General features: G+C 34.8%; 17 protein-coding genes and 1 other annotated feature. Of the genes, 15 read left to right on the top strand and 2 right to left on the bottom strand.

Features of this window, described 5'->3' with window-relative positions:
* Positions 1-270: 270 nt before the first annotated feature.
* The 7 genes from FHP05_RS03425 to yajC all read left to right on the top strand — a co-directional run bounded on the left by FHP05_RS03425 (position 271) and on the right by yajC (position 5424).
* Positions 271-1002 carry a YebC/PmpR family DNA-binding transcriptional regulator gene (locus tag FHP05_RS03425; protein WP_147665817.1) on the top strand — a complete coding sequence of 244 codons (732 nt, stop codon included), beginning with the start codon at positions 271-273 and terminating at the stop codon, positions 1000-1002.
* Positions 1003-1109: 107 nt separating this feature from the next.
* Positions 1110-1721, top strand: coding sequence for a Holliday junction branch migration protein RuvA (gene ruvA, locus FHP05_RS03420; protein WP_147665816.1), 612 nt, complete (start codon positions 1110-1112; stop codon positions 1719-1721).
* A gap of 13 nt (positions 1722-1734) precedes the next feature.
* The gene (gene ruvB / locus FHP05_RS03415) at positions 1735-2739 is read left to right on the top strand and encodes a Holliday junction branch migration DNA helicase RuvB (RefSeq protein ID WP_147665815.1); all 1005 of its coding nucleotides are present in this window, start codon (positions 1735-1737) and stop codon (positions 2737-2739) included.
* A 2-nt stretch (positions 2740-2741) separates the two neighbouring features.
* The gene (locus FHP05_RS03410) at positions 2742-2933 is read left to right on the top strand and encodes a DUF2905 domain-containing protein (protein WP_147665863.1); all 192 of its coding nucleotides are present in this window, start codon (positions 2742-2744) and stop codon (positions 2931-2933) included.
* A 28-nt stretch (positions 2934-2961) separates the two neighbouring features.
* The gene (gene queA / locus FHP05_RS03405) at positions 2962-3987 is read left to right on the top strand and encodes a tRNA preQ1(34) S-adenosylmethionine ribosyltransferase-isomerase QueA (protein WP_147665814.1); all 1026 of its coding nucleotides are present in this window, start codon (positions 2962-2964) and stop codon (positions 3985-3987) included.
* 16 nt (positions 3988-4003) lie between these two features.
* Positions 4004-5143 (top strand): tRNA guanosine(34) transglycosylase Tgt, encoded by a 1140-nt coding sequence (gene tgt / locus FHP05_RS03400; RefSeq protein WP_147665813.1) that lies wholly within the window; start codon positions 4004-4006, stop codon positions 5141-5143.
* Positions 5144-5160: 17 nt separating this feature from the next.
* Positions 5161-5424, top strand: coding sequence for a preprotein translocase subunit YajC (gene yajC, locus FHP05_RS03395; protein ID WP_147665812.1), 264 nt, complete (start codon positions 5161-5163; stop codon positions 5422-5424).
* A gap of 141 nt (positions 5425-5565) precedes the next feature.
* Here the strand turns inward: yajC and FHP05_RS03390 are convergent, their stop codons facing one another.
* Together FHP05_RS03390 and spoVB are read right to left on the bottom strand one after the other, a co-directional pair.
* Entirely contained in the window at positions 5566-5943 is a 378-nt protein-coding gene (locus tag FHP05_RS03390; RefSeq protein WP_147665811.1) for a TIGR04086 family membrane protein, read from the bottom strand.
* Between the two features lie 67 nt (positions 5944-6010).
* Positions 6011-7558, bottom strand: coding sequence for a stage V sporulation protein B (gene spoVB / locus FHP05_RS03385; RefSeq protein ID WP_147665810.1), 1548 nt, complete (start codon positions 7556-7558; stop codon positions 6011-6013).
* Positions 7559-7680: 122 nt separating this feature from the next.
* On the opposite strand from spoVB, the gene FHP05_RS03380 reads away from it, so the two are divergent.
* From FHP05_RS03380 to hisS, 8 genes are all read left to right on the top strand, one after another.
* Positions 7681-7974 carry a post-transcriptional regulator gene (locus FHP05_RS03380; RefSeq protein ID WP_147665862.1) on the top strand — a complete coding sequence of 98 codons (294 nt, stop codon included), beginning with the start codon at positions 7681-7683 and terminating at the stop codon, positions 7972-7974.
* Positions 7975-8019: 45 nt separating this feature from the next.
* Positions 8020-10275, top strand: coding sequence for a protein translocase subunit SecDF (secDF, locus tag FHP05_RS03375; protein ID WP_147665809.1), 2256 nt, complete (start codon positions 8020-8022; stop codon positions 10273-10275).
* A 197-nt stretch (positions 10276-10472) separates the two neighbouring features.
* Positions 10473-12809, top strand: coding sequence for a single-stranded-DNA-specific exonuclease RecJ (recJ, locus tag FHP05_RS03370; protein ID WP_147665808.1), 2337 nt, complete (start codon positions 10473-10475; stop codon positions 12807-12809).
* Positions 12799-13314, top strand: coding sequence for an adenine phosphoribosyltransferase (locus FHP05_RS03365; RefSeq protein ID WP_147665807.1), 516 nt, complete (start codon positions 12799-12801; stop codon positions 13312-13314). Before recJ ends, FHP05_RS03365 begins: the two co-directional genes overlap by 11 nt.
* 251 nt (positions 13315-13565) lie before the next feature.
* A complete protein-coding gene (locus tag FHP05_RS03360) occupies positions 13566-15755 on the top strand; it encodes a RelA/SpoT family protein (RefSeq protein ID WP_147665806.1) in 2190 nt (729 codons plus the stop codon).
* Between the two features lie 24 nt (positions 15756-15779).
* Entirely contained in the window at positions 15780-16226 is a 447-nt protein-coding gene (gene dtd, locus FHP05_RS03355) for a D-aminoacyl-tRNA deacylase (RefSeq protein WP_147665805.1), read from the top strand.
* An 87-nt stretch (positions 16227-16313) separates the two neighbouring features.
* A complete protein-coding gene (locus tag FHP05_RS15250) occupies positions 16314-16487 on the top strand; it encodes a hypothetical protein (protein WP_191126214.1) in 174 nt (57 codons plus the stop codon).
* Between the two features lie 64 nt (positions 16488-16551).
* Positions 16552-16768, top strand: a binding site (T-box leader).
* Positions 16769-16846: 78 nt separating this feature from the next.
* On the top strand, positions 16847-18118 hold the full coding sequence (gene hisS, locus FHP05_RS03350; protein WP_147665804.1) for a histidine--tRNA ligase: 1272 nt from the start codon (positions 16847-16849) through the stop codon (positions 18116-18118).
* Position 18119 lies beyond the last annotated feature (1 nt).

Here is an 18119-nt window from a genome sequence, read left to right as displayed (position 1 = left end):
CGCAGATGACTGGCTGTAAAACCTCCACTTCAAGAATTTGAGATATTCAAGAATGATAAGTGGAGTACCAACAGCCAGTAAAGGCCCGATTCGTTCAACTAACAATCGGTGGGAGACTCCCACTGATTGAAGTTTCACTTTATCTTGTGTTATTCTTTTGATATATTTATTAGGGTACAAATACAAATTCAACAGCATATATTTACATTTGGATATATGTTTTGGAGCAATACAAGTCAATCAGCAGTGGATTGAAGGAGGAGAAACAGAATGGCTGGCCATTCAAAATGGAATAATATAAAAAGACGTAAAGGTGCACAGGATGCAAAAAAAGGGAAAATTTTCATGCGACATGCTAAAGATATTTATGTTGCTGCAAAACAAGGTGGAGGAGACCTTGATATGAATCCAACGCTCCGTACAGCGGTGGATAAAGCAAGAGCAGATAATATGCCGAATGATAATATTGAACGGGCCATTAAGAAGGCAACAGGGACATTAGATGGTGTCAGTTATGAAGAAGTGACATATGAAGGTTATGGACCTGGTGGGGTAGCTGTAATAGTCCATACTTTAACTGATAACCGAAACCGTACTGCACCAGAAATTCGTCATGCATTTAGTAAAAATGGTGGGAATTTAGGAGAATCTGGCAGTGTTTCCTTTATGTTTGACCGAAAGGGATATATTTTAATTCTAAATCAAGACGGAGAAATAGATGAGGATGAGCTATCTCTGGAAGCGATTGAAGCAGGGGCAGAAGATATTTTAGTGCAGTCAGATGCATTTGAAATTTTTACAATGCCTAATAATTTTGAAGCTGCTAAGGCTCATTTGACTGAAAGTGGATATAAACTAGAACGTTCTGAAATAACTCTTTTTCCACAAACATACACAACCCTGACAGCTAGCGACCAAGAAAAAATGAATGCATTAATCGATATGCTAGAAGAAAGTGAAGATGTTCAGGACATCCATCATAATATGGAAACAGATGATTAATGAAAAACTTCCATTCGAAATGAGTGGAAGTTTTTCATTCTTTCATGTATTGCCAGTATGTTTGTTATGATAGAATAGGGAAAGGATTGAAACAAGGAGTAGATAAGATGATTGCATATATAAGCGGGGAATTAAAATATATACAAGACGAATCTATTATCATTGAAGTTGGAGGAATTGGATATGAAGTCATTTGTCCGAATCCATTTGCATTTCAAACTCAATTAAATGAAAAAATAAAAGTATATACATATCAACATATCCGTGAAGATGCACAAATATTATACGGATTTAAAAATCAAGATGAAAAATACTTATTTATAAAATTAATTTCTGTATCTGGAATCGGTCCAAAGGGTGCAATTGGTATTATGTCCAATATAAATATTGAGGAATTTGTGACAGCTATTGAACAAGAAGATGCTAAGTATTTAACAAATTTTCCTGGTGTAGGGAAGAAAACATCAAGACAAATTATTTTGGATTTAAAAGGAAAACTCACTTCTTTATTCTCATTATCAACAAATGATGCGAAAACAACAGCAAAAGATATAATAGGCGCTACAGATGGTTACAATGAAGCAAAAGAAGCATTAAAAGCATTAGGATATACCGAGAAGGAAATTAAACAAGTTTTTGCAATTGTACAGAAAGAAGATGTACATGATACAGATATGATTATTCGGAAATCACTTGCACTATTCGCCAAAAACAATTAGGGAGTGATACTCAATGGAGGAAAGAATGGTTGATGGAAATGTACAAGCTGAAGATTCCTCGGTAGAACTGAGTCTTCGCCCTACGACTTTAAATCAATATATTGGCCAACAGAAAGTAAAGGAAAATTTGCGCATCTTTATTCAAGCAGCTAAAATGCGAAATGAACCGTTAGACCATGTGCTATTATACGGCCCACCAGGACTAGGGAAAACGACACTCGCAACAATCATTGCGAATGAAATGGGGGTAGAGTTTCGTTCAACATCTGGTCCAGCTATAGAACGTGCTGGTGATTTAGCTGCCATTCTATCTTCTTTAGAACCTGGGGATGTTTTATTTATTGATGAAATCCATCGTCTACCACGATCTGTAGAAGAAATTTTATATCCAGCAATGGAAGACTTCTTTTTAGATATTGTGATTGGAACAGGGCCAAGTGCAAGATCAGTTCGTATTGACCTTCCACCATTTACATTAGTTGGTGCAACAACAAGAGCAGGACTTTTATCAGCTCCATTAAGAGATCGTTTCGGTATCTTAAGTCGCCTGGAGTTTTATGATAAACAAGCACTTTGTGCAATTGTAGAGCGGACTGCAGAAATATTTGATATGCTTATTCAAGAAAATGCAGCATTAGAAGTTGCGAAGAGGTCACGCGGGACACCACGTATTGCCAATCGTTTATTAAAAAGGATTCGGGATATTTCCCAAGTGAGAGGGGAAAGGGAAATTAGTCTAGAGGTAACGAATTTAGCATTACAGATGTTGCAAGTGGACCAAGAAGGGTTAGATCATATTGACCATAAACTATTAAAAGGAATTATGGAGGATTTTCAAGGTGGACCTGTTGGATTAGATACAATTGCAGCAACAATCGGGGAAGAACCTGAAACAATAGAGGAAGTTTACGAACCATACTTATTACAAATGGGCTTCATACAGCGTACACCACGAGGTAGAGTGATAACGAAGAAAACTTATAGACATTTTGGCATAAAAATGGATGAGGAAAAATGAATATGGGTAAAATGTTTATCATCATCGGGATTGTGTTTTTGATTATTGGGATTCTATGGACGTTTATCGGAAAGCTCCCTGGTGACTTTACATTTAAAAAGGGTAATGTTACAATCCATTTTCCAATGATGACATCGATTGTTGTTAGTATCATTTTATCATTTATACTGTATATTATTAGTAGATTTCGGTAAATAGACAAAGGTACGAAGGAGAACTTTCATGAATGTAAATGAATTTGATTTTAATTTACCAGAAGAATTAATAGCCCAAACGCCATTAAGAGAGCGTACAGCTTCTCGTTTGTTGGTTTTAAATAAACAGACAAGAAGAATCGAACATAAGTATTTTTATAATATTAAAAAATATTTAAAAAAGGGTGATTGTCTCGTTTTAAATGATACGAGGGTATTACCTGCAAGGCTTTACGGGATGAAGGAGGACACAGGAGGTAAGATAGAGGTTCTCCTTTTACATCAGTCAGAGAATGATACATGGGAAACACTTGTGAAACCAGCTAGAAAAGTAAAGCTTGGTACTATTATTTCTTTTGGAAATGGAAAATTAAAAGCCATTTGTACGAAAACAGAAGAACACGGTGGTAGGGAATTGAAATTTATTTATAATGGTGTGTTTTATGAAATATTAGATGAACTTGGCGAAATGCCATTACCACCATATATAAAGGAACAATTGCCTGAAAAAGAACGCTATCAAACAGTTTTTGCTAGAGAAAAGGGGTCTGCAGCTGCTCCAACAGCAGGACTTCATTTTACAACAGAATTATTAGAAGAAATAAAGGAACTCGGTGTAGAGATTGCGTATATTACCTTACATGTAGGCTTAGGTACATTTCGACCAGTGAGTGTAGAAGATATCGAGAATCATCAAATGCATTCTGAGTTTTACAGAATGTCAAAAACTACAGCAGACACTTTAAATCGCGTGAAAGCAAATGGTGGAAAAATTATTTCAGTAGGAACAACATCAACAAGAACATTAGAAACCATTGCAAGAGATCATCAGGCGTTTAAAGAAACATCTGGTTGGACAGATATTTTTATTTATCCACCGTATGAGTTTAAAGCAATTGATGGATTAATTACCAATTTTCATCTACCTAAATCAACCTTAATTATGTTGGTTAGCGCATTAGCTGGAAAGAATGCAGTTCTTCATGCTTATGAACAAGCTGTTCAAAAGAAATATCGTTTTTTCAGCTTTGGAGACGCGATGTTAATTATCTAGGAGGAAAGACATAATCATGGGACCAATTAAATATGAATTAATTAAGACATGTAAGCAAACAGGTGCGCGTCTTGGACGTGTAACAACACCACATGGATCTTTTGAAACCCCTATATTTATGCCTGTTGGTACATTGGCGACTGTTAAAACGATGAGTCCAGAAGATTTACATTCTATGAATGCTCATATCATTTTATCGAATACGTATCATTTATGGCTCCGCCCAGGGGAAGATATTATTGATGAAGCAGGAGGCCTACACTCATTCATGAATTGGGACGGGTCTATTTTAACAGATTCCGGTGGTTTTCAAGTTTTCAGTCTAAGCGATATGCGAGAAATTGAAGAAGAAGGGGTTCACTTTCGTAATCATTTAAATGGTGAAAAACTATTTCTTTCACCAGAAAAAGCAATGCAGATTCAAAATAAACTTGGTTCAGACATTATGATGGCTTTTGATGAATGTCCACCATACCCGGCTTCTTACGATTATATGAAGAAATCTGTGGAAAGGACATCACGCTGGGCGGAGAGGTGTCTTAAGGCACATCAACGACAAGATGTTCAGGGCTTGTTTGGAATCGTCCAGGGTGGAGAGTATGAAGAATTACGGAAACAAAGTGCGAAGGATTTAATTTCACTTGATTTTCCAGGATATGCAATTGGTGGTCTATCTGTAGGAGAACCAATAGATGTGATGAATCGAGTATTGGAGTTCACAACACCTCTCTTACCAGCAAATAAAGCCCGCTACTTAATGGGAGTTGGATCACCAGGATCACTCATTGATGGTAGTATTCGTGGAATAGATATGTTTGATTGTGTATTACCAACAAGAATTGCTCGAAATGGGACATGTATGACTTCAACTGGACGGCTTGTCGTTCGAAATGCAAAATATGCGCGTGATTTTCGTCCAATAGATGAAAACTGTGATTGTCATGTATGTAAAAACTATTCACGAGCATACATTCGTCATTTGGTAAAATGTAATGAAACATTTGGATTTCGACTTACCTCTTATCATAACTTGTATTTTCTGTTAAACTTAATGAAGCAGGTTCGAGAAGCTATAAAAAATGATCGTTTAGGCGACTTTAAAGAAGCATTCTTTGAACAATATGGTTTAAATAAACCAAATGCCAAGAACTTCTAAATAAAGGAGGCGAGAATATGGAAGCGTTAGGACCACTTATACCGATTATTTTAATGTTTGTTATCTTTTACTTTCTTTTAATTCGACCACAACAAAAAAGACAAAAGCAAGTTAGAGAGATGCAATCGAATTTAGAAAAAGGGAATAAAATTGTAACCATTGGTGGACTACATGGTGTCATTCATGCGATGGATGAAGATACAATTGTTATTCAAGCAAATGACGGTTCAAAACTTACATATGACCGTGGTGCGGTTCGAGAAGTAGTTCAAGACGATTAACAAAGAAGGGTGTCAAATAGACCCCCTTCTTTTTTTAGAGAACTTTTTAAATGGGTAATATTATCGGAAGACTTATCATTGAAAAAGCAAATAATTTCAACTGTGTTGTATGAGTAACAAATCATACGGAAGCAGCCTTATTTATTCTTGTTGCCCAACGACCATGTTTACTCCAATAACACCACCAAAAATTGCTGCAAAAATATATCCTAAATGAGAAAGTAATTGTTCCATTGAAAATCCTGATTTATTACCTAAATATTGAATAAGAAAAATAAAAATTGTAAATCCAATACCAGTTAATCCACCAATAATCCAACCTTTTGCTTTTCCTTTTACACCAGCAACTAGTCCACCAAAAAAGAATGCAAATAATCCAATGACTAAAGTTACCCAAGAAAGGGTTGGTTCATTAAAAGTTGTAAAACGAAGTAATAATGCAAGAATTGTACTAGAAATAAGAATAATACTTAAAATGATAATCCAACCATATAACAAACCACTTAATTGTTGTCGCAATTCAAATCCCCCCTAATTGATTGTCCATTAATATTAATATATTCTTTGCTTAGTAAAAAAGAAGTATTTAATGAAACCATTTTTGTAACAGGGGAATTTGTTTTAATTCCTCTTTTGTAATGAATTTCAAAATAAATAAAAACAAAATATAGATCATGCAAAGGAAAACAAGCTGTAATAAAAATAGAACAATATTAGCCGATAGGTTGAGAGAATAAATGATGTTTCCAGCTCCCCAAGTTAATGCCATTAGAGCAGCCATTTTAACAATGTCTTTTAGTGGAATCATAAATTGAATTAACTTTCTTAATGTAATTAGGTGTAGAAGAGTAACAAGTACTACTCCAACACACATTGCAATTGCAACACCCATAATTCCAAAGTTTTGATTCGAAGCAAGTGTAAACAGGACAATTATTTTAATTACATTCCCAAATAAACTATTCCACATTGCTGGTTTTGCATAGTCTAATGCTTGTAATGCTGCTTGTAATGGAGACTGAATGTAGAGTAAAATGAAAAAAGGAGCCATTAAAATAATAAATTTACTTGAATTTGCTGTTCCGTAAAAATATGTTAAAATTTCGCTAGCAAAAATGCTTAATACAATTGTTGCTATTGCACCAGAAGCAAAAGAAATACGAACTGCTTGATGGATACGGTAATGGATAAGTGTATGATTATTTCTTGCCTCTGCTTCTGAAATGGAAGGAACTAAAGCAACCGAAAGTGAATTTGTAATAAATGTCGGCAAAAATAACAAAGGAAGAACATAGCCAGTTAATTCCCCATATTGTTTTGTAGCTAAAACAGTAGAGATTCCAGCAATTGCTAAGCTTTGCGATACAATGATGGGCTCTAAGAAATGAAAAACAGATCCAATCATACGACTTCCAGTACTAGGTAAAGCAATCGAAAATAACTCGCGGAGCACATGGCGGCTTGATTTTAAAGCGGGAAAAAAGTTCCATCTAATTTTTATCGTTTTTTTCTGCTTGAATTGGTAAATCATGTATAATAAAGAAGCAAGCTCACCTAATATAACACTGAACATTGCACCAGCAGCTGCAAATTCAATACCATACGGTAAGAGGAGGTTGACAAAGAAAGCAACAAAGGAAATCCGAACAATTTGTTCGATAACCATTGCAACGCTTTGAGGTTTCATGTTTTGTTTACCTTGAAAATAACCTCTTAGTACAGCTGAAATCGCAACAATTGGTACGATTGGACTGATTGCCATCATTGGATACAATGTTCGTTCATCTGTTAATAATGTCGTTGCAATAAATGGTAAACCAGAAACCATTAGAACGGTAAAAACAATACTTGATATGGATGTAATAACTAAAGAAACGACTAAAATTTGCTTTGTTTTCGTGCGATCTTGCCTCGCCTCAGCTTCAGCAACACGTTTGGAAATGGCAACTGGAAGTCCCATCTGTGTTATCGTAATCACTAAAAACAGGGTAGGAAGAGCCATCATAAAGAGTCCGACTCCTTCTTCTCCCATAAGACGGGCAACGACTAGTCGATTAATAAATCCTAAGAAACGAGTAATCATACCGGCTAAAATAAGAATAAGGGTACCTTGCAGAAAAGTTTGTTTAGACAACTTGGCCAACCTGCCTTCTCAAAAAATAAGTTTTCATATACAATGATATATATGCTATAAAGATGGCCAAGCATGACAAGAATACATATTTTATTGGAATAATTGGGGGGAATGCTTTGGAGATGCAAAAACATGTACAAGCATGGGAACAAGAAATTCAACCTGTATTAAAAAGTAAGCTACATGAATTTAAATTATTAGGTTATCCGAATATTTCCCAGAAAGATATTTGGAATTGCTTAGTTGAAAAAGTATGGAAAGGAAACCCCAAGAAACGCCTGCATGAGATAGTAAGTGATATTTTTCATCTAAGTCTAAATACATATATGAATTATGAAACAATTAATGCTTATCAAACAGACGACCTAATGGCTTCCATTAGAGCATTAACTAATGAAGACAAGGATGATAATTGATTTAAAATACAGCGTGTTTTTCTTGAATAAGGAGGAAGTAATCGAATGAAAAATAGAGGCAGACTGATTGCCTTTTTTCTAATCGTTATTCTGATTGGAGTGACGGTTGGTACACAAACAAAAGGTATTGTAAAAGATATTAATCTTGGTTTAGACCTTCAAGGCGGTTTTGAAATATTATATGAAGTGGAGCCTGTAGATGAAGGTCAAGAGGTAACACGCACACTTTTAGAGGGAACGGTGCGAACTCTTAATGATCGTGTAAACCGACTTGGGATTAGTGAATCGGTTATTGACATCGAAGGAGAGGATCGAATACGGGTTCAGTTGGCTGGTGTAAAAGATCAACAACAAGCACGTGATATGCTTCAAACATCTGCACGTCTGTCTTTCCGTGATGTCAATGATAAGAAATTATTAGATGGTTCAGATGTAAAAGAAGGAAGTGCAAAGCAAGATTTCCACCCAGATACCAATCAACCAATTGTTACATTGAAGTTAAAAGATGCTTCTAAATTTGCAGATGTTACAACAAAAATTAAAAATATGGGAGCACCTGATAATTTATTAGTCATTTGGATGGATTATGAGAAAGGCGACTCTTTTGAAGCAGAAGTCAAAAAAGAAGATCATAAATATGTTTCTGCTCCATCTGTAAAAGAAACATTGAATACGACAGATGTTATGATTGAAGGAAACTTTACTATCGATGAAGCTAAATACTTGGCAGATATTATTAATTCAGGTTCATTACCTGCTAATATGGAGGAACTGTATTCCACATCAGTTGGTGCTCAATTTGGGGAACAAGCACTAAATAAAACTGTTTTTGCAGGAATTGTTGGAATCGGGCTTATATTTCTGTTTATGATTTTTGTCTACCGTTTCCAAGGATTGATTGCATCGATTAATCTAGTGCTTTATATTTTCCTTATTTTATTAGTATTTAAATTAATGAATGGGGTTCTAACCCTACCTGGAATTGCGGCCCTTATTTTAGGGGTTGGTATGGCAGTAGATGCTAATGTCATCACCTTTGAACGAATAAAAGAGGAAATACGTTCCGGAAAATCGTTGTTATCGTCTTTTAAAGCAGGAACGAAAAATTCTTTAACAACAATTTTGGATGCTAATATTACAACCATCCTTGCTGCAGGAATCTTGTTTATTTTTGGAACAAGTTCTGTTAAAGGATTTGCGACAATGCTTATTGTAAGTATTTTAGTTAGTTTTTTAACAGCAGTATATGGTACAAGACTTTTATTACAATTATGGATTCGCATGCCTTTCTTAAAGAAACGACCAGGATGGTTTGGTGTTAAAAAAGAGGAAATCCGTAATATTGCTGAAAAAGAGGAGAAGGAAGCAACATTTATGAACCGAAAAATAAATGTTGTTCAACATAGAAAGAAATTCTTTACCGCTTCTCTTACAATGGTTGTGATAGGAATTCTATCATTGGCAATATTCCAATTAAATCCAGGAATTGATTTTACAGCTGGTTCACGAGTTGAAATCATGGGAGAAACTAGTCTACAAGTAGAAAAAGTGGAAAAAGAATTCGAAACGCTTGATATTGAAGCGAAATCCATTGTTCTATCAGGAGACGAAAAGGAAATTGCTGTTGCCCGTTTTGATACCGTGTTATCTGATACAAAAATTAAAGAAGTAAAGCAACATTTTATGGATAAACATGATATCGAACCAAATGTTAGTGTGGTATCACCAATTGTAGGGGAAGAATTAGTTAAAAACGCTTTATATGCTATAGGAATTGCTACAATCGGAATGATTATCTACGTCACCATTCGCTTTGAAATTTATTTTGCAATTACTGCTATAATTGCTTTACTACATGATGCATTATTTATCCTAGTGTTCTTTAGTATAACGCGGCTGGAATTTGATATCACAATCGTTGCTGCAATATTAACGATTGTTGGATACTCGATTAACGATACAATTGTTACATTTGACCGAATTCGGGAAAACTTAAGGAAAGAAGGACGGGTTCGTTCTGCAAAAGAGCTAGCACGAATTATAAATAATAGTTTGTTACAAACATTTACAAGAAGTATTAATACATCTGTAACAACACTTTTAGCGGTTCTATCATTCCTAATTCTTGGTGCGCCATCCATTGCACCATTTGCACTTGCTTTATCTATAGGTTTAGTAATGGGGACATATTCCTCCCTATTCCTTGCTTCACAGCTATGGCTACTATGGCGTGGAAAAAATATTAAGGAAAAACCAGTTGACTTTACGAAAAAGAAACGTGTGGAAGGTCCACAGGTATAAAACGAGTATGTTAAATAAGAATCCATATTCATCAAGAATATGGATTCTTTTTGAATTTAAAATAATCAGAAGGCACTCTGTTAAAAATGTGATGGTATTCTCCCCCATTTTCTTGGTTATTCCTGGCCTAGGTCAGGGATTTTCTAATTGCTCCATCTAAAACCGTTCTGTATAATAGATGGGTCAGGGGTGAATATATGTTAAAAAATAAATCCGCTTGGAAATTTACAAATATGGAAAATCAGATAGAAACAAATTGGGAAAATGAAACAAATTTGTCCCCTGTGCTAAAACGATTGCTCGTTCAACGTGGCATAACAGAAGAAGAACAAGTGAAAGAATTTCTTTCACCACAAATAAAAAGATTACATGACCCGGGGAATTTCTCAAGCATACAAAAAGCAAAGAAGAGAATTGACGAAGCACTACAAGCTAATGAAAAGATATTAGTTTATGGAGATTATGATGCCGATGGGGTGAGTTCCACCGCATTACTAATAACGGCATTACAGGAATTAGGGGCAAATTGTGATTATTATATTCCCAATCGCTTTACAGAAGGGTATGGTCCAAATGAGACTGCTTTTCGTAAAGCAAAAGATAACGGAGTCCGTGTCATTATCACAGTTGATAATGGGGTTGCCGCTCTACACGAAGCAAAAGTTGCAAAGGAATTGGGGATAGATCTCATTATTACAGACCATCATGAAGCCCAGGGTGAATTACCTGATGCTTACGCATTGATTCATCCAAAATGTTCCCCAGATTATCCATTTGATGAACTAGCAGGTGTAGGAGTAGCTTTTAAACTTGCTCAATATTTATTAGGGTATTTTCCTGAGCATTTATTGGATTTTGTAGCGATAGGAACCATTGCAGATCTTGTACCACTTGTTGATGAGAATCGTATCCTAGCGTTTTACGGATTGAAGCAATTATCAACAACAACGAAAAAAGGCTTGGTTGCATTAAAAAAACAATGCCATATAGATGGAGAAGTAACAGAAGAAGATGTCGGTTTTAGAATTGGCCCCAGAATCAATGCAGTGGGTCGTTTACAGAATGCTACGATGGCTGTAAGGTTATTACTTTCAAAAGATGTAGAGGAAGCCGAGCAATTAGCTACTACTATTCAAGAAATAAATGAAAGACGTCAACAAATTGTTTCAGACATTGTAGAAGAAGCAGAACAACTGGTAGATCCAAATGACACACATAGTGCGATTGTTGTTGCAAAACAAGGTTGGAATGAAGGTGTGTTAGGAATTGTTGCATCACGATTAGTAAAAACATATGATAGACCAGCAATTGTCTTATCAATCAATGAAGATAAGACAATTGCAAAAGGTTCTGCTAGAAGTATTCCAACATTTGATTTATTCCAACAATGTATGAAATTAAAACATCTTTTCACCAATTTTGGTGGTCATTCACAAGCAGCAGGAATGACCTTGCCGATTGAAAATGTGGACGTTTTTCGTTCTGAATTAAATCAATTGATTCAATCCGAACTAACAGAAGCAGATTTCAAACAAATTATCCAGGTGAATGGGACATTAGAAATTACGGAAATTGATGAAGTACTCATTACTGAAATCAATAAAATGGCACCATTTGGAATGGGGAATCCAAAGCCTATTTTCCGCATTCATGCTATCCCTGACAATGCTAGACAAATAGGACATTTGAAAAATCACTTAAAACTAGCATTTAACGAAGAAAATGCATCTGTAGAGGCAATTGGTTTTCAGATGGGGAATTTGTATCCTTATGTAACACCAAATACAGCAGTGTCTATTGTTGGAGAATTAGGGATTAATGAATGGAATGGTTTTAAAAAGCCACAAATGGTTATGCAAGACATGCAAATTGAAACAAGACAAGTTTTTGATTATCGTGGAAAAAGTGAAATAGATATTTCTTTCTTTATGGAACAAAATCAGCATAATGTTGTCCTTTTAAATGAGGAAAATAATACCAAGTACTCTATTCCTAAAGATGCGACAATACTGCATTATACAAGTAGTCTAGAATTTATGGAACAAGTAGATGCTTTATATATTTACGATTTACCACCACAACTAACGAAATTAAAAGATATTGTTGAGTGGATGGAACCAAAGAATATTTATGCATGTTTCCAAGTCGAAAACAGTGCCTATATGACTGCTATACCATCAAGGGAAGATTTTAAATGGTTATATATGTTGTTATTGAAACGAAAAGAAATTAATCTCAAAAATGAACTAAGTCAAATTATAAGAATGAAACAATGGTCAAAAGAAAAGGTATTATGGATGTCAAAGGTGTTTTTTGAATTAGAATTTGTTAAGATAGATGGTGGAGTAATTCAAATTAACCCATCACCAAAAAAACAAGATTTACAATCATCAAAGACATATCAACAACAAATCGAACGTGCAAAAATAGAAAAAATGTTATATTATTCAACATATGATCAATTAAAGAAGTGGTTTGCCAAGTGTCTGCCAGGTATGGATATGTCTAAGGAGGAAGCCAGTTATGGATTATAAAGAACATATTAAAATTGTACAAGATTGGCCAAAAGAAGGAGTTGAATTTAAAGATATTACCCCTTTAATGGCTGATGGTAAAGTATTTAAAGCAGCAATTGATGAAATTATAGAATATGCAAAAGAAAAAAAGGCTGACATTATTGTTGGACCTGAAGCAAGAGGATTTATTATTGGTTGCCCCGTATCCTATGCCTTAGAAGTAGGCTTTGCACCGGTTCGAAAAGAAGGTAAATTACCACGAGACGTTATTAAGGTATCGTATGGTTTGGAGTATGGTGAAAATGTACTAACCCTTCATAAAGATGCGATTAAACCTGGACAACGAGTACTTATTACAGATGACTTACTTGCAACAGGTGGAACCATTGAAGCAACAATAAAATTAGTCGAAAAGCTAGGTGGAATTGTTGTTGGATGTGCTTTTCTAATAGATTTAGCATACTTAAATGGAATGGAAAAACTAAAAGACTATGATGTATTAACATTAATGAAATATGAATAATAATTGGAAATAGGTCTGGCGCCATGATTTTTTAACGTCAGGCCTCTTATTTTAATGTTTGGATTTTTTTAGAAATTTGTTGTTATAGTAGGTTTTTTCATTGGAATAATGACTGAAATCACATTAACTAGTAAACACACGAAAAAAGCCATATGTTTTAACATGAAATACTTTACTTTTTACTTGAAATTTTCGATACTATTAGAAAGAAGTGTATTCTCTACGACTGATTAAATAAAGGTGATTAATAAATGACAAAGAATAATGAAATAACAATTGACAGTATAATCGAACAAGCGGGAAAATACTTAACAGAAGATGATATAACTTTTATTTGGCATGCCTATAACTTTGCAGAAATATCCCATGAAGGACAGTTTCGGAAGTCTGGTGAAAAATATATAACACATCCTGTTCAGGTAGCCGGTATACTTGTTGAATTAAAAATGGACCCTGCAACAATTGCCGGTGGCTTTTTACATGATGTTGTAGAGGATACGAATGTAACGTTAGAACAATTAAGTGAAGAATTCAATGAAGAAGTTGCCATGCTTGTAGATGGGGTGACCAAACTCGGAAAGATAAAATATAAATCAAAAGAAGCCCTTCAAGCAGAAAATCATCGGAAGATGTTTGTGGCGATGGCAAAAGACATGCGCGTTATATTAATAAAATTAGCAGATCGTTTGCATAATATGCGCACATTAAAACATATGCCACCACATAAACAAAGACGCATATCAAATGAGACATTGGAAATTTTCGCACCATTAGCACATCGGCTAGGAATCTCTACAATCAAATGGGAATTAGAAGATACATCATTACGTTATTTAAACCCACAACAATATTACCGTATTGTACATTTAATGAAGCAAAAACGTGCAGAACGTGAATCATATATAGAAGATGTCATCAAAGAAATTCATCACCAGTTAAAAGATGTAAGGATTATCGCAGATATTTCCGGTCGGCCAAAACACATTTATAGTATTTATCGTAAAATGACAAAACAACATAAACAATTTAATGAGATTTATGATTTATTGGCTGTTCGTGTACTTGTAGACAGCATAAAAGATTGTTATGCGGTTTTAGGCATTATTCACACGTGTTGGAAGCCAATGCCTGGCCGTTTTAAAGACTATATTGCCATGCCTAAGCCGAATTTATATCAGTCTCTGCATACAACGGTTATCGGACCACAAGGTGATCCATTAGAGGTACAAATTCGGACAAAAGAGATGCATGAAATTGCTGAATATGGGATTGCCGCACATTGGGCATATAAAGAAGGAAAACAGGCTAAAAATGGCCCTACTTTCGAAAAGAAATTAGCATGGTTCAGAGAAATATTAGAATGGCAAAATGAAACACATGATGCGGAAGAGTTCATGGAATCCTTAAAAGTCGATTTATTCTCAGATATGGTATATGTTTTTACGCCTAAGGGAGATGTGATTGAATTACCATCTGGTTCTGTGCCAATTGACTTTGCGTATCGTATTCATACGGAAATTGGAAATCAAACAATTGGGGCAAAAATAAACAGTAAAATGGAACCCCTCGATTATAAATTAAAAACAGGGGATATTGTAGAAGTTTTGACATCAAAGCATTCTTATGGACCATCACATGATTGGCTTCATATTACACAGACATCACAAGCGAAAAATAGGATAAGACAATTTTTCAAAAAGCAGCGCAAAGAAGAGAATATTATAAAAGGGAAAGAGATGGTCGAAAAAGAAATTCGGGCATTAGGTTTTAATCCGAAAGATATTATCATTCCCGAGAACTTAGACCGTATTTTTAGAAAGTATAATTTTACAAGTGAAGACGACATGTATGCTGCTGTTGGCTATCAAGGAATAACTGCATCCTTAGTTGCTACACGTTTAACTGAAAAAGAACGTGCGACACAACAGAAAGAACAAAAGCTTGAACAGCAATTAGAGGATAAGAAACAGGAAGTAGACAAGAAACGGAATCATGATTCAGGAGTTATTGTAGAGAATGTAGATAATTTGCTAGTTCGTCTATCTAAATGTTGTAATCCAGTTCCTGGGGACCAAATTGTTGGTTATATTACAAAAGGTCGAGGAATTTCTGTACACAGAGTTAATTGTACAAATATCCAGTCAGATGAAGCGCAAACTCGGTTATTACCCGTCCAATGGGAGTCATACCAAGATAAAAAACAATACCATGTTGATCTTGAAATAAATGGTTTCGATAGAAAAGGTCTTCTAAATGAAGTGTTACAAGTAATCAATGAAACAAATACAAGTATCACACATGTAAATGGCAAAACAGACCGTGATAAAATTGCTATGGTTCAGTTGACTATTTTAATTCATAACAAAAGCCATTTGCATAAAATTGTCCGTCAAATTAAACAAATCAAAGATGTATACACTGTATCACGCGTACTACATTAATGAAGTATAGAGGAGGCAATTAAAATGAGAGCTGTTATTCAAAGAGCTAATCATGCTAGTGTTACGGTTTCAAATGAAGTCATTGGTAAGGTCGATGAAGGCCTTGTCATACTTCTAGGTGTAACACATGATGATTCTATGCAAGATGTTGAATATCTTGTACAGAAAATTGCTAATTTGCGTATTTTTGAAGATGAAGAAGGCAAGATGAATCTATCAATAAAAGATATTAATGGTAGTGTGTTATCCATTTCACAGTTCACTTTATATGCAGATACAAGAAAAGGAAGAAGGCCAAGTTTTGTAAAAGCTGCAAAGCCAGACTATGCTAATGAGTTATATGAGAAATTTAACCAATTGCTGAAAGACGAAGGTTTACATGTAGAAACCGGGCAATTTGGCGCAATGATGGATGTTCGTTTTACAAATGTTGGACCTGTAACCATTATTATTGATAGTAATGATAAATAATATACTACACATTCCATGATTTTTGTCGTTCATAAAAATATGAAAATAGGGCCATGCTATGTATATCTTTATAAGGAGGAAATACAAATGCATGTACCCTATAAGAAAAAGGAAATACACCAATCAAAAGATTTATATGGAATAGATTTTCACCGATTTTTAGAACTACAAAGCATATTAAACCATATGGAAATTGCACAAGAATTGGGAATTACATTAGGAGAAGTACATTTATTAAAGAAAAAAATAGAACGTACTTGACATAAAAGATGTCACATACTAATATAGTATCTATTCATAATCAATTATTTTAGGACGTTATAAATAAAAACTAATGATGGATCAAGTAATTGGTAATAATCTGGTCAGAGAAAAAATGCCAAAGGCTGAAAGCATTTTACATGATGTACCAATGAAGGACACTCCGGAAGTGCTGTATCGAACGTTGATTAGATATAGCCGTTCACAGGCGTTAACTGTGTGAAGTGGATGCATATTTGTGTCAACAAGGGTGGCAACGCGGGAATACTCTCGTCCCTAATTATAGGGATAGAGGGTTTTTTTATGTTTAAAATGAAAAATATTAACATGTTTTGTTAAAGAATATGGAGGGGAAATTTATGAAGATAAAAGCACCAAGAGGAACGATGGACATACTTCCTGAACAAGCAAAAAAATGGCAATATATCGAAAAACAATTTAAGTCAATTTGCCAACGATATAATTATAAAGAAATTCGAACACCTTTATTTGAACATACAGAACTATTTCAACGAAGTGTAGGGGACACAACAGATATTGTTCAAAAAGAAATGTATGAATTTAAAGATCGAGGTGGAAGGAGTATAACTCTTCGTCCAGAAGGTACGGCTCCTGTTGCTCGTGCATATGTAGAAAATAAATTATATGGTGACCCAAAACAACCACATAAATTATTTTATTTTATGCAAATGTTCCGTTATGAGCGTCCACAGCAAGGAAGAATGCGACAATTGAATCAATTTGGGGTAGAAGTATTAGGAAGTAAAGATCCTGCTATTGATGCAGAAGTAATTGACTTAGCTATGACCTGTTATAAAGAATTAGGTTTGACATCATTAAAACTAGTAATCAACTCTTTAGGAGATGAAGAGAGTAGAGCACAATATCGCAAAGCTTTAGTTGAACACTTCACACCACATAAGGAAGAGCTATGTAAGGATTGTCAAACAAGATTAGAACAAAACCCATTGCGTGTACTCGATTGTAAAACAGATAGTGAACATCCTGCAATGAAGAAAGCTCCATCTATTTTAGACTACTTAAATGAAGAGTCGCGAAGCTATTTTGATAAAGTGAAATCTTATTTAACAACAATTGGGGTGGACTATGAAGTAGATCCTAATTTAGTGCGTGGGCTGGATTATTATAATCACACTGCATTTGAAATCATGAGTGAAGCAGAAGGATTTGGTGCCATTACAACCTTGGCTGGTGGTGGGAGATATAATGGCCTAGTAGAAGAACTAGGAGGTCCAAGCACACCTGGAATTGGTTTTGGTATGGGAATCGAACGATTGTTATTAGCACTTGAAGCAGAAAATATTTCACTACCACTAACAAACCAGCTTGATTATTATATGGTTACAATGGGTGAAAGAGCAGATGTAGAATCATTTAGAATCATCCATTATTTAAGGAAACATGGAATACAGGTGGATAAAGATTATCAAGGAAGAAAACCAAAAGCACAATTTAAAGCGGCTAATCGCTTAAATGTGAGGTATGTCCTTGTTTTAGGGGATGAAGAATTAGATAAAGAAATTATTAATTTGAAAGATATGGAAACCGGTGAACAAGAAGAAATCCCTTTAACAAACCTTGTTCAAACGTTAACTTTAAAGGAGGTATAAA

It is taken from the genome of Cerasibacillus terrae (assembly GCF_008039555.1).
GTDB classification, from domain to species: Bacteria; Bacillota; Bacilli; order Bacillales; family Amphibacillaceae; genus Cerasibacillus; species Cerasibacillus terrae.
This window is presented reverse-complemented; position numbering and strand designations above follow the sequence as displayed.